The following is a 13,081-nucleotide window of genomic DNA, read 5'->3' as shown; positions in this document are numbered from 1 at the left end:
CGCATGAAATACCTGCACCTGATCTGGGCCGCGCTGTTCCGGCGCAAGACGCGCACCATCCTCACGCTGGTGTCGATCCTCACCGCATTCCTGCTGTTCGGCATGCTCGATGGCGTGCGCACCAGCTTCGCCAACGTGGGCAAGAGCGCCGCCGGGGCCAAGCGGCTGCAGACCGGCTCGAAGCTGTCCTTCATCGAGACCCTGCCGCAGTCGTTGCAGGCGCGCATCGCGCAGGTCCCGGGCGTGAAGGACGTGGCCTATGCCAACTGGTTCGGCGGCGCCTACCAGGATCCGCACAACCAGGTGTTCTCCTTTGCGGTGAGCCCCAACTACATCGACCAGTACCCGGAAGTGAGCGTCACGCCCGCCGAGCGCAAGGCATTCGACGCCACCCGTACCGGCGTGCTGGTGGGCGATACGCTGGCCAAGAAGTACCACTGGAAGGTAGGCGACAAGCTGCCGCTGCAGTCGAACATTTTCCCGAACCGGGACGGCAGCAAGAACTGGAGCTTCGACATCGCCGGCATCATCCGCGCGACCAAGCCGGACGACAAGCAGTTCCTGCAGGGCGTCGTGCTGATGCACTGGAAGTACTTCGACGAATCCAACCCGTACAACCGCGGCCAGGTCGGCTGGTACGTCACTTCGGTGGCCGACGCCAGCCAGTCCGACCGCGTGGCCAGGGCGATCGATGCGTTGTCGGCCAACTCCGACCACGAGACCAAGACCATGACCGAACAGGCCGCGATGGCCTCGTGGATGAAGCAGATGGGCAACATCAGCTTCATCGTGGTGTCGATCATGGGCGCGGTGTTCTTCACCCTGCTGCTGCTGACCGGCAACACCATGGCGCAGGCGGTGCGCGAGCGCACTTCCGAGCTGGCGGTGCTCAAGACGATCGGCTTCTCCAGCCAGGCCGTGCTTGGGCTGGTGCTGGCCGAGTCGGTGCTGCTGGTGCTGCTCGGTGGCGTGATCGGACTCGGGCTGGCCGCGATGCTGGGGCCGATCATGAGCGCCGGCAGCGGCGGCATGCTCAACATGCCGCCGGTGGGGGCAGGCAGCTGGGCGATCGGCGTCGGCCTGATGGTGGCCATCGGCCTGCTGGTCGGCGTGCTGCCCGCATTGCGCGCCATGCGCCTGAACATCGTCGATGCGCTGGCCGGGCGCTAAGGAGATTCCATGAAAACGTTCCTGCGTGGTTTGACGCTGGCCATCGTCGTGCTGCTCAGCATCGTCGCCTGGACGGTGCTGCCCTGGCCGGTGCTGCTGGTAATGGCGGTGCTGTTCTTCCTGTGGACGCGGTTCACGCGCATTGGCCGCCAGGCCGGCTCGGCCACCGGCGTGGGCATCAGTACCTTGCCCCAGCGCGTCGGCTCCTCGTCGGTAGTGGTGGTCGGCATCGCCGGCGTGGTTGCCGTGCTGGTGTCGCTGCTGGCGATGGGGGTGGGCTACCGCGAAACGTTGAGCAAGAGCGGCAGCGCGGACACGGCGATCGTGATGCGCGGTGGTTCGGCGTCCGAGGTGTCCTCGGTGCTCGACCATGCCAGCGTCACGGCGATCGCCGAGGCCCCGGGCATCGCGCGCGACGCGGCCGGCAAGCCGATCGCCTCGCCGGAGCTCGTGGTGGCGGCCAACCTGCCGCTCAAGGACGGCAGCGGCGACGACGGCAGCGTGCAGGTGCGCGGCGTCGGCGACGAGGCGTGGACTTTGCGCCCGGACGTGAAGATCGTCGCCGGCCGCAAGTTCAAGCCGGGCTTGCGCGAGCTGGTCGCGGGCAAGGGCGCGCAGCGCCAGTTCGCCGGGCTGGAGCCAGGACACGAGATCAAGCTGGGCAGCCAGACCTGGACCGTGGTCGGCATCTTCGACTCGGGCAACGCGCTCGGCTCGGAGCTCTGGGGCGATGCGGACATCATCGCCTCGGCCTACCGCCGCGGCAGCTCGCGTACCTCGGTGTTCGTGCGACTGACCGACGCCAGGGCCTTCGACGCGTTCAAGGCTGCGCTGGCCGGCGACCCGCGCCTGCAGGTGGACGTGGACACCACGCTCCACTACTTCAGCAAGCAGTCCGAAGGCTTCACCAAGGTGATCAGCATCATCGGCATGATCGTCGGCGGGATCATGGGCATCGGCGCGATCTTCGGCGCGCTCAACACGATGTTCGCCGCGGTCGCGGCGCGGGCGCGCGAGATCGCCACCCTGCGCGCGATCGGCTTCCGTGGGCCCCCGGTGGTGGTGGCGGTGATGCTGGAGACCATGTTGCTGGCGGCGCTGGGTGGTCTGCTGGGCGGGCTGATCGCCTGGGCGCTGTTCAACGGCTACAGCGCCTCCACGCTGGCCCAGGGCACCGTCGGCTCGCTCAACTTCGAGTTGCGCGTGACGCCGGCGCTGCTGTGGACGGGGCTGAAGTGGGCGCTCGCGATCGGCTTCATCGGCGGCCTGTTCCCGGCCGTGCGCGCCGCCCGCCTGCCGGTGACCACCGCCTTGCGCGAGTCCTGACCGGGAAGACGCGGGTGGGCGCAAGTCCACCCGCGTCTTCATCCGGGCATGAGCGGCGGTACGTACTCCAACGTCAGTCCCAACGCCCACAGCAGGCCGAGTACCAACGGCACGTGCACCAGCAGCTGGATGAAGGTGAAGCCGACCACGTCGCGCGCCTTCAGCCCCAGCACGCCCAGCAGCGGCAGCATCCAGAACGGGTTGATGAGGTTGGGCAGGGCCTCGGCCGCGTTGTAGACCTGCACTGCCCAACCCAGGTGCACGTGCAGGTCGTTGGCCGCCTGCATCACGTAGGGCGCCTCGACCAGCCACTTGCCGCCACCGGAAGGTACGAAGAAGCCGAGTACCGCCGAGTAGCCACCCATCACCAGCGGAAAACTGTCGGTGGTCGCCACGTGCACGAATACGCCGGCCAGCCGGTGCGCCAGCGTCACGCCATCGGCGCTGGGCGCGCGGGTGAGCAGGGCGGCGATGCCGCCGTAGAGCGGAAACTGGATCAGCACGCCGGCGGTACTCGGCACGGCTCGCGCCACCGCGTCGAGAAAGCTGCGCGGGCGCCAGTGCAGCAGCAGGCCGACGGTGAGGAACAGCAGGTTGTAGGTGTTGAGGTCGGCGATGGCGGTCGCCACCGGCACCGCGGCGAAGCGCTGGACCAGCCAGCCCAGCCCCAGTGCGCCGACCAGCAGCGTGAGCAGCGGGCTGTATTCGAGCCACTCCCCCGGACGCGTGCGGGGCGGCAAAGCGGGCACGGCGGCGGCGTCTTCCACGCCGCACGCGTGCACGGTGCGTGCGGCTGCGCCGGTTGGCGTGGTGAGCCAGCACACCAGCAGCGAGGCGCCGATCAGCGCCGCGGTGAGCAACAGCGACTGCCACAGGAAGATGGTTTGGGCAAACGGCAGCACGCCGGTGATCGCCAACAGCCCCGGCGGCATGCTTGCCGGGTTGGCCTGCAGCTGGGCCGCCGAGGAGGACAGGCCCATCGCCCATACCGCGCCCAGGCCCAGGTAGGCCGCGGCGCCGGCGGCGCGGTAGTCCATGTCCAGGTCGTCGCGCCGCGCGAGCGCGCGCACCAGCAGGCCGCCGAAGACCAGCGAGAAGCCCCACGACAACAGCGAGGCCAGCATGCTCACCAGCGCCACGCAGCACACCGCGCCACGTCCGCTGCGCGGTACCCGCGCCAGCGCATCGATCAGCCGCGCCACCGCCGGCGCGCTGGCCACCAAGTAGCCACCGATGACCACGAACGCCATCTGCATGGTGAACGGGATCAGGCTCCAGAAGCCGTCGCCGAAGGCCTGCACGGTGGCCGACGGCGTGGCGCCGAATCCCAACGCGAGGGCCGCCACCAGCGCCACGCCCAGTGCGGCGAACACCCAGGCGTCGGGAAACCAGCGTTCGGACCAGGCGGCGCAACGCAATGCCGCGCGCGCAGGCAGGCTTTGCTGCGAGGGGTTCATGCCGCTCTCCGGTGCCTTGGCTCCGGCCATGGTGGCGGGCGGCATACGCCGGGACAAGCCGGCGAGACCCCCGCTAGCGTGCCGGCTTCCGGGCCAGCGTGATCACGCACACGCCGAGCAGGATGATCGCCATGCCGGCCAGGTCGAACGGGCCCACGTGCTCGCCGGCCAGCAGCACGCCGAACAGCACCGCCACCGGCGGGTTGACGTAGGCGTAGCTGGTCGCCAGCGCCGGGCGGGCATGCTTGAGCACGTAAAGGTAGGCGCTGAAGGCGACGATCGATCCGAAGATGGCCAGGTAGACCACCGCCGCGGTGGCGCGCAGGGTGGGATGCGCCGGCAGGTGTTCGCCGGTGCCGAAGCCGACCCATAACAGTGCGACGCTGGCGCAGAGCATCTGCGCGGCGGTGTTCATCGGGCCGGCGGGCATGTCCTGGCGCTTGCTCCAGGCTGAGCCGAAAGCCCAGCACATCGCCGCCGTGATCAGCGCGAGCGCGCCGAGCCGCGAGCCGGACAGGCCGCTGCCAAGGTTGAGCACGACCACGCCGAGGAAGCCGACCAGCAGCCCGATCGCCTCGCGCCGGTTCGGCCACTGACCGTACATGCCGGAGAACACGGCGGCGAACAGCGGCATGCTAGCCACCGCCACCGCGGCGATGCCCGAACTGACGGTTTCCTCCGCGTAGCACACCAGGCCGTTGCCGCCGAGCAGCAACAGCACGCCGGTAATCGCCGCGTTGCGCCACTGCCGCAATGTCGGCGGGGTGACGCCGCGCAGGCGCAGGAACGCGTACATCGCAAGGCCCGCGCCCAGGAAGCGCACGCCGGCGAGCAGGAAGGGCGGATAGCTCTCCAGCGCGAAGCGGATGCCCAGGTAGGTCGAGCCCCAGATCACGTACAGCGCGAGCAGCGCGACCGGGATCAGCAGGCGAGGGTTGTCCTGCGTTCGCGGGAGGGTGGCGGATTCGTCGATGGTGGACATGGTCGGCGGGCGAGGAAGAGGGAACGGGTCAGCCGCCCAGGTGGGTGCCGATCCACCAGAGGTTGCCTTCGGCGTCGCGCAGCCCGGCGGTGCGGTCGCCATAGGGTTGGTCGGCAGGCGGCGAGATGCACTCCGCGCCGGAGGCGAGGCCCCGGGCATGGCAGGCGTCGACGTCGGGCACGTAGACGTGGGTGGAACCGCACAATGCGGCGGCGCGTTCGGGGCGCTCGCCGATCATCAGCAGCGAATCCTCGATGCGCACTTCGGCATGCATGATCGAGCCGTCTTCGCGCACCTTGCGGAAGAGCTCCAGCGCGCCGAAGGTCGCGGCGAGAAAGGCCAGCGTGGCGCGGGCATCGGCGACCAGCAGGTAAGGCGAGACGGCGGGATGGTCGGCAGGCTTGTGCGCAGGCATGGGGGTCCTTGGGCGGCGGGCACGCCCGCCGCCGGCGGCTGCCGGCGCGTGGGGTTCAAGGGGAAGGCCCGAATGCCCACGATAGCCGGAGCATCTGCGCGGCGGTAGCGAAAAACGTGCAAGGCAGCCTTGACCGATGGTCAAGAAGCGCAAGGTGGCGCGATTGCTCTGGTGCCGCGCTTCAAGTTGTTGATGGCTTCAACCTGTGCCCTTTGCCGCGCTGCACCCGACGGGGCGAGCCCGGCTGCGTTCGCGCGCCAGCAGTTCGCGCTTGCGTTCCACGCCCCAGCGCCAGCCGCCCAGCGAGCCGTCTTCGCGCACCACCCGATGGCAGGGGACGATCAGCGCCAGCCGGTTGTTGCCGCAGGCATTGCCGACGGCACGGGCCGCCTTCGGCGTACCCATCTCCTCGGCCAGCGCCCGGTAGCTGCGCGTTTCGCCGGCGGGAATGCGGCTCAGCGCATTCCACACGCGCCACTGGAAGGCGGTGGCGGCGATGTCCAGCGGTGGCATCGCCGGCGCCGCCTTGTCGCTCCAGCCCAGTTCGCAAGCGATGCGGGCGATCACCGCGTCCAGCCATTCCTCGCGGCCGGCGTCGACGCGCTCCCGAGCGGCATGCGGGAATTCCGCCACCAGGCGACGCTCCAACGCCGGGTCGTCCTCGCCAAGCGTGACCGCGCAGATGCCGCGCGTGGTGGTCGCGACCAGGAGCCGGCCCAGCGGCGTGGCGGTGGTGGTGTAGCGGATGCTGGCGCCCGCGCCGCCGGCGCGGTAGCTGGCCGGGGTCATGCCGAGCAGGCGGTTGCTGTGTTCGTAGACGCGGCTGCCCGAGCCGAAGCCCGCGTCATAGACCGCGTCGGTCACTGCGGCACCCTCCCGCAGGGCGGCCTTGAACTGGCCGAAGCGGCGCGAGCGGTGGTATTCGGCCGGACTCATGCCGAAGCGCCGGCGGAAGGTGCGCTGCAGATGCGTGGGACTCAGCGCAACGGCGCTGGCCAGCTCGTCGAGACTGGGAGCGGTGTCGGCCTCGTCGAGCAAACGACGGGCCTGTTCAAGGGGTTCGATCGCGGACATGGCGGCGTTCCGGTTTCCAGTGGCCGCCAGTGTGGCCCGGACGGCCCGCGTGGACCATCCGCTTCTTGTGCGTCAGCGCGGGATCGGACCGCGCTCGTGCAGCACCACGAAATCGCCTTCCAGCACCGGCGCGCGCGCGTTGCCGGCAGCCGGTGCCGAACGACCGACCGCACGCGCGCGATTCCACTGGCGCACGGCCAGCCACAGGCCGCCGCCGACCAGCAGCACGCCGGCCACGAACAGCCCGAACACCAGCATCGCGCCCAGCAGGGCAACCCCCACGACCAGCGACAGGGCCCGCGCAAGCGGGTGGCGGGGACGATGCGAAGGCAGCTGGAACAGGCGCATGTTAAAAATCCGTGTGGTAAAATCAACGACTTACGTGCGCAAACGATGGGGCTTTCATGCCCCCGAGGCAAGTGCCGATGGATACACCCCCCGGGGCGCTCTGCCGCCTCGATCACATTCCCGACGGCACTGCCGTGGCGGTGGATGCCGTCTTGCCCGACGGCCCGGAAAACCTGATCTTGCTGCGCGACGGCGAGGATGCGCGCGCCTGGATCAACGTCTGTCCGCATGCCGGGCGGCGGCTGGACTGGGCGCCGGGACAGTTCCTCATCAGCCGGGGGACGCTGATCTGCGCGGTGCACGGCGCCGGTTTCCGCACCGGGGATGGGCTCTGCGTCGGTGGACCGTGCCGCGGTCAGTCGCTGCGCGCGGTGCCGGTACGGGTCGAGCGCGGGGTGGTCTGGCTGGCCGAAAGCTAGGCGTTCCGTCCGTCGGCGTGTACAAAAAAGCCCGGCATGAGCCGGGCTTTTTCGTCCGTGCCGGCGAGCCCTCCATGGCTCGCCAGCCAACTCGGCGTCAGAAGTTGTTGGCGCGGTCCGCGGCGCCGGCGGTCTGGTAGATCAGGCCCGACAGCGGCAGCAACTGGCTCAGGAAGCGGTTCCACTTGGTGATGCCGGCTGCACCCACGAACACCACGTCACCCGGCAGCACGCGGAAGTTGTCTGCCAAAGCGTAGGAGGCCGGCGAGCGCGCATTGAGGTGGAATACCTGCGCCGGGGTCTCGCTGAGCTTCTCCGAACCGCGAATCACGTAGACCGCATCGCCCGAGGAGGTGATCGGGCTCAGGCCGCCGGCACGACCCAGCGCCTGGGTGAGCGTCAGGGTGGTGGTCTTGAAGGTGATCGCCTGCGGACGGATCACCTCGCCCACCACGTACACTTCCTTGTTGTCGTTGTACGGCAGGAACAGCTTGTCACCGGGCTTGAGGTAGATCGGCTGGCCGTTGTCGGCCTGGCTGATCTGGGTCAGGTCCAGGTGATAGGTCCGCCCGTCACGGGTCAGCGTGAAGCCCGAGAGGTCGGCGTTCTGCGCATCGATGCCGGCCATGCCGATCGCTTGCGACAAGGTCACCGGGACCGAGTTGAGCACCTGCGCGTCGGTGTGCTGGAACGCGCCTTCAAGCGTCACGCGCTGACTGCCGTAGCCGACTACGTTGACGTCCACCTGCGGCTGGCGCACGAAACTGCTCAGCCTCTTGGTCAGCGACTGGCGCAGCTCCTCGACGGTAAGCCCGGCCGCCTTGATGGTGCCGGCGTAGGGATAGAACAGCGTGCCGTCAGGGCGCACCAGGCGGCCGTTGGCGACCGTCTGCTGCTGCGAGCCTGCCGGCGAGGTCAGTTCCGGGTGGTCCCACACCGTGATGTACAGCGTGTCGCCGGGGCCGATGCGGTAGTCCTGTGGCTGGTAGGAGAGCAGCTCCTGCGGGATCGTGGCCGGCTGCTTGCTGCTGTCCACCAGCTCCGGCGTGATCTGCACGAGCTGCATGTGGCTGCCCTCGCGTTGCAGCGCGCCCTCGTCCATGCGCTGGCCGGGAATGATCGCGCAGCCGTTCAGCGCGACCACGAAGAGAAGGATGGCTGCTGCCGATAGCGTTTTCATATTGCGTCCTTTCTGCAAGGCCACTGCGGGATAATCATGACGGGGGAATGAATGCCCGTCCGACCCAAACCCCGTTCGCGGCGGTTTTGACTTAATGGCGACGGTTAATGTGACCTGAAATATCGTTGCTCTTGGCGGGTGCGAGCACTGGCACCATGCCGGGCAATGCGGACGTCCCCTGGACACCTCGCCCACTCACCTCGCCAAGCAGTGCCGTCGGGCTGGTGTCGGTCCGCGACGCCGCCAGTCGGGTGGGTTGCATGATGTTCGTGCCGGCGTGCAAAGCCTTGTGCGCCAAGGCTTGGCCGCTCACCAGCAAGCCGGCAAGCGGAAGCGCGAGCTTCAGGATGTGCATGGGCTCAGATCCCCCGGAGTTGAATGGTTGCCAAGCGGGCTCTTCGAATCTAACGCGATCGTTCGTGAACCCCGCGAGAAAGCGGGGTCTTCAAGTTGGCGATTGAAGGCGGCGAGCCAGCGTGAAGGAAAGATGCAGCGTCGAAAGCATTTTCTTCACGTAAATGAAGGACGTGTCCAACATGATTTTTTCACGGAACAGGAGTTTAGACTGCCGGCTCTCTCCCGACCGGTTCGGCGCTATCCATGCGCCCTCGCCGGCCGGGCGTCGACAGGGGCCACATGGCCTTGGGTATTCGGGAGTGTGCGGATCGTGTTCAACAGCATCCTGGTGGTCTGCGTCGGCAACGTTTGCCGCAGCCCGGTGGCGGAGTTCCTGTTCCGCCGCGAACTGGGCGAGCGCGACATCCGTGTCAGCAGCGCCGGCCTGGGTGCGCTGGTCGGGCGGCCGATGGAAAAGGACGCCGCCGAACTGCTGCACGAGGAGGGCATCGACGCCAGCGGGCACCGTGCGCGCCAGCTCGAGCCTTCCATGCTGCGTGACGCGGACCTGGTCCTCGCGATGGAACACCGGCACCTCAAATCGGCGGTCCGGCTCGCGCCGGAGGCCAGCGGCAAGATTTTTCTCTTCGACAAATGGCACGCGGGCGGCGACGTGCCGGATCCCTATCGACGTTCGCGCAGTGTGTTCGAGCAAGTACACGACTCAATCGAACGTGGCGTTGGCCGTTGGCTGCGCTACCTGTGAACCCTCCAGCCTAGGAATCGGGCTATGACCACCAAACAGACTTTTCCGTCCTCACCGCGCCGCGATGACGACATCGACCTGCACGCGCTGCTTGGCACGCTGCTCGACCACAAGTGGTTGATCATCGGCGTCACCGCGGTGTTCTTCGTCATCAGCGTGTTGTACGTCACGCTGACCACGCCGATCTACGAGTCCACCGCCACTGTGCAGGTGGAGCAGAAGGTTCCCAGCCTGCCCGGCCTGGACGATCTTTCGCAGACGCTCGGCGCTTCCACCTCGCAGGCGACCACCGAAATCGCCCTGATCACCTCGCGCACGGTGATCGGGCAGGCGGTGACCAACCTGAAACTGGACATCAGCGCACAGCCGGAGCGCTTCCCGCTGTTCGGCGCCTACATGGCCCGCCACTACAGTCCGCAGATGCCTGGCGACGTGGCGCCGCCGTTCATGGGCATGTCCAAGTACGACTGGGGCGGCTCGCAGCTGGACATCTTCCAGCTTGACGTGCCCTCGGCACTGCTGGACCAGCCGCTGCACCTGATCGCCGGCGAGAGCGGCAGCTACCAGCTGACCGATGACGACGGCAACGCGTTGGTGGAAGGCCGCGTGGGCCAATCGGCAACCGGCAACGGCATCACCATGCAGGTGCAGACGCTGCATGCCAATCCTGGCACCGTGTTCGACGTCGCACGCCACTCGCACCTGGGCACGATCACCGCGCTGCAGGGCGCCATCCAGGCGACCGAGGTCGGCAAGGACTCGGGCATCATCGTGCTCACCTACGACAACCCCGATCCGGTGCTCGCCACCCGCTTGCTCGACCAGATCAGCTCGCTGTACGTGCAGCAGAACGTGGAGCGCAACTCCGCCGAGGCCGCCAACAGCCTGAAGTTCGTCAAGGAGCAGCTGCCCAAGGTCAAGATGGACCTGGAGAAGGCCACCGCCGCGCTGAACGCGTTCCAGATGCGGGCGCACTCGGTGGACATCAGCCTGCAGACCAAGGGATTGCTCGACCAGACCGTGGCGCTGGATACGCAGATCGAGAACCTGCGCATGCAGATGGCCGACGTCGAGCGCAAGTACACCTCCAACCATCCGACCTACCAGGCCCTGGCCGCGCAGATCGGCCAGTTGCAGGCCAAGAAGGCGGCGCTGGAGAAGCAGGTCGGCCACCTGCCCGACACGCAGCAGGAACTGTTGCGCCTGACCCGCGACGTGCAGGTCAGCAACGAGACCTACACCAACCTGCTCAACCAGGCCCAGCAGCTCGACATCGCCCGTGCCGGCACCGTCGGCAACGTCCGCGTGGTCGACCGCGCCGCGACCAACACCAACCGTCCGGTATGGCCGCCGAAGATGATCCTGGTGCTGGCCGGCACCGTGCTGGGCGGCCTGCTGGCGCTCGCCTTCATCTTCATCCGCCAGTTGCTCAACCGTGGCGTGGAAGACCTGGCCGCGATCGAGCACGTGGGCCTGCCGGTGTACGCCTGCGTACCGCTGTCGGCGGCCGAGCGCGAGATCACCGATCGCAATGGCAAGGTGCGGCGCGGCGTGCATGCGCAGCACCTGCTGGCGCAGAGCGCGCCGGACGACCTGGCGGTGGAGGCGCTGCGCAGCCTGCGCACCAGCCTGCACTTCGCGCGCCTGGAAGCGAAGAACAACCTGCTGATGATCTCAAGCCCGGGCCCGGGCGCCGGCAAGACCTTCGTCGGCGCCAACCTCGCCGCGGTGATCGCGCAGGCCGGCCAGCGCGTGCTGCTGATCGACGCGGACATGCGCAAGGGCGCATTGCACACGGTGGTCGGCGGCCGGCCGGAACAGGGCCTGTCGGAACTGATCTCCGGCCAGATCGGCCTGTCCGAGGCGGTGCGCACGGTGGAGGGGACGAACAACCTCTACTTCATCTCGCGCGGCAAGGTCCCGCCGAACCCGTCCGAGCTGCTGATGCATTCGCACTTCACCGCGTTGCTGGAGAAGCTCAAGCCGCGCTTCGACCTGATCATCATCGACACGCCGCCGATCCTGGCGGTGACCGATGCAGCGGTGATCGGCCACCACGTGGGAACCAGCCTGATGGTCGTGCGCTTCGGCGTGAACCAGGCGCGCGAGATCGCGCTGGCCAAGCAGCGCTTCGAACAGAACGGCGTGCCGATCAAGGGCGCCATCTTCAACGCGGTCGAGAAGCGCAGCGCGGGCTACTACGCCTATGCGTACTACGAGTACGCCGGCGCCAAGGCCTGAGTCGCTCCCGACATCGAAACGTAAGGATCTAGCATGACACTGAAAGTCACCCTGTTCGGCACCGGCTACGTTGGCCTGGTCACCGGTACCTGCCTGGCGGAGATGGGCAACCACGTGCTGTGCGTGGACGTGGATGGAGCCAAGGTCGCGCGCCTGAGGCAGGGCGAGGTGCCGATCTACGAGCCGGGCCTGGCGCCGATGGTCCGGCGCAACCACGAGAGCGGCCGGCTGGACTTCACCACCGAGGCGGAGCCTGCGGTGCACCACGGCGAGGTGATCTTCATCGCCGTGGGCACGCCGCCGGACGAGGACGGCAGCGCCGACCTGCGCTACGTGCTGGAGGTGGCGCGCAGCATCGGTGCGCACCTGAGCCGCTACGCGGTGGTGGTCAACAAGTCGACGGTGCCGGTGGGCACCGCCGACAAGGTGCGCGCGACGATCGCCCAGGCGCTGGCCGAGCGCGGCGCGGTGATCCCGTTCGACGTGGTCTCCAACCCCGAGTTCCTGAAGGAAGGCGACGCGGTGGAGGACTGCCTGCGGCCGGACCGCATCGTGATCGGCAGCTCCAGCGAGCGGGCGATCGGCGTGCTGCGCAAGCTGTATGCGCCGTTCAACCGCAACCACGACCGCACGGTGGTGATGGACGAGCGTTCGGCGGAGCTGACCAAGTACGCGGCCAACGCGATGCTGGCGACCAAGATCAGCTTCATGAACGAGATCGCCAACATCGCCGAGCGGGTCGGCGCGGACATCGAGCAGGTGCGCCGCGGCATCGGCGCGGACCCGCGCATCGGCTATCACTTCATCTATCCGGGCGCCGGCTACGGCGGCTCGTGCTTCCCCAAGGACGTGCAGGCGCTGGAGCGCACCGCACGTACGGTGGACTACGACGCGAAGCTGCTGGGCGCGGTCGAGGCGGTCAACCACGCACAGAAGGGCAAGCTGTTCGAGCTGATCGAGCGGCACTACGGCGGGGCGCTGAAGGGCAAGACGGTGGCGCTGTGGGGGCTGGCGTTCAAGCCCAACACGGACGACATGCGCGAGGCGTCCAGCCGGCGGCTGATGGAGCAGTTGTGGGCGGCCGGCGCGAAGGTGCGGGCGTTCGATCCGGAGGCGCGCGCGGAGACGACGCGCATCTACGGCGAGCGGGCCGACCTCGCGCTGTGCGAGGACGCCTACGCGGCGCTGGAAGGGGCCGACGTGCTGGCGATCGTGACCGAGTGGAAGGCATTCCGTGCGCCGGACTTCGCGCAGATCCGCGACACGCTGAAGGACCCGGCGATCTTCGACGGACGCAACCTGTACGACCCGGCGCAGGTGGAGGAGGCGGGGCTGGCCTATTACGGCATCGGGCGCGGGCGTTCGCT

Annotated in this window: 13 protein-coding genes; 6 read left to right on the top strand and 7 right to left on the bottom strand. The window is 68.2% G+C overall.

All coding sequences use genetic code 11. The features are described 5' to 3' along the window. Positions 1-3 precede the first annotated feature (3 nt). Together BMZ38_RS03890 and BMZ38_RS03885 are read left to right on the top strand one after the other, a co-directional pair. A complete protein-coding gene (locus BMZ38_RS03890; protein WP_091334443.1) occupies positions 4-1,170 on the top strand; it encodes an ABC transporter permease in 1,167 nt (388 codons plus the stop codon). A gap of 9 nt (positions 1,171-1,179) precedes the next feature. Next, on the top strand, positions 1,180-2,496 hold the full coding sequence (locus tag BMZ38_RS03885) for an ABC transporter permease (protein WP_091334441.1): 1,317 nt from the start codon (positions 1,180-1,182) through the stop codon (positions 2,494-2,496). A gap of 38 nt (positions 2,497-2,534) precedes the next feature. Here BMZ38_RS03885 and BMZ38_RS03880 read toward each other — a convergent pair whose 3' ends face one another. The 5 genes from BMZ38_RS03880 to BMZ38_RS03860 all read right to left on the bottom strand — a co-directional run bounded on the left by BMZ38_RS03880 (position 2,535) and on the right by BMZ38_RS03860 (position 6,772). Further along, positions 2,535-3,953: a short-chain fatty acid transporter gene (locus BMZ38_RS03880; RefSeq protein WP_091334439.1), complete on the bottom strand. Its 1,419-nt coding sequence runs from the start codon at positions 3,951-3,953 to the stop codon at positions 2,535-2,537. Between the two features lie 73 nt (positions 3,954-4,026). Beyond that, positions 4,027-4,935, bottom strand: a complete 909-nt coding sequence (gene yedA, locus BMZ38_RS03875) for a drug/metabolite exporter YedA (protein ID WP_091334437.1) — start codon at positions 4,933-4,935, stop codon at positions 4,027-4,029. 28 nt (positions 4,936-4,963) lie between these two features. Continuing rightward, entirely contained in the window at positions 4,964-5,350 is a 387-nt protein-coding gene (locus BMZ38_RS03870; protein WP_091334435.1) for a VOC family protein, read from the bottom strand. A gap of 198 nt (positions 5,351-5,548) precedes the next feature. Further along, on the bottom strand, positions 5,549-6,424 hold the full coding sequence (locus BMZ38_RS03865; protein WP_091334433.1) for a methylated-DNA--[protein]-cysteine S-methyltransferase: 876 nt from the start codon (positions 6,422-6,424) through the stop codon (positions 5,549-5,551). Positions 6,425-6,496: 72 nt separating this feature from the next. After that, positions 6,497-6,772: a hypothetical protein gene (locus tag BMZ38_RS03860; RefSeq protein ID WP_091334432.1), complete on the bottom strand. Its 276-nt coding sequence runs from the start codon at positions 6,770-6,772 to the stop codon at positions 6,497-6,499. 77 nt (positions 6,773-6,849) lie between these two features. On the opposite strand from BMZ38_RS03860, the gene BMZ38_RS03855 reads away from it, so the two are divergent. Continuing rightward, the gene (locus tag BMZ38_RS03855; protein ID WP_091334418.1) at positions 6,850-7,191 is read left to right on the top strand and encodes a Rieske (2Fe-2S) protein; all 342 of its coding nucleotides are present in this window, start codon (positions 6,850-6,852) and stop codon (positions 7,189-7,191) included. Between the two features lie 97 nt (positions 7,192-7,288). Here BMZ38_RS03855 and BMZ38_RS03850 read toward each other — a convergent pair whose 3' ends face one another. Further along, complete coding sequence (locus BMZ38_RS03850) at positions 7,289-8,371, bottom strand: polysaccharide biosynthesis/export family protein (RefSeq protein ID WP_091334413.1); 1,083 nt, start codon at positions 8,369-8,371, stop codon at positions 7,289-7,291. A 91-nt stretch (positions 8,372-8,462) separates the two neighbouring features. Then, positions 8,463-8,726, bottom strand: coding sequence for a hypothetical protein (locus BMZ38_RS03845; RefSeq protein WP_091334411.1), 264 nt, complete (start codon positions 8,724-8,726; stop codon positions 8,463-8,465). Between the two features lie 312 nt (positions 8,727-9,038). Here BMZ38_RS03845 and BMZ38_RS03840 point away from each other — a divergent pair, with 312 nt between their 5' ends. The 3 genes from BMZ38_RS03840 to BMZ38_RS03830 form a co-directional block, all read left to right on the top strand. Next, on the top strand, positions 9,039-9,473 hold the full coding sequence (locus BMZ38_RS03840) for a low molecular weight protein-tyrosine-phosphatase (RefSeq protein ID WP_091335602.1): 435 nt from the start codon (positions 9,039-9,041) through the stop codon (positions 9,471-9,473). 24 nt (positions 9,474-9,497) lie between these two features. Next, positions 9,498-11,714: a polysaccharide biosynthesis tyrosine autokinase gene (locus BMZ38_RS03835; RefSeq protein ID WP_091334409.1), complete on the top strand. Its 2,217-nt coding sequence runs from the start codon at positions 9,498-9,500 to the stop codon at positions 11,712-11,714. A 39-nt stretch (positions 11,715-11,753) separates the two neighbouring features. Then, positions 11,754-13,081 (top strand): UDP-glucose dehydrogenase family protein (locus tag BMZ38_RS03830; RefSeq protein ID WP_091335599.1); only part of this gene is annotated, 1,328 nt, incomplete at its 3' end.

It is taken from the genome of Frateuria terrea, from assembly GCF_900115705.1.
In the GTDB taxonomy this organism is placed as follows: Bacteria; Pseudomonadota; Gammaproteobacteria; order Xanthomonadales; family Rhodanobacteraceae; genus Frateuria_A; species Frateuria_A terrea.
Note: the sequence above shows the minus strand (reverse complement) of the source record. Positions and strands in the feature narration are given on the sequence as shown.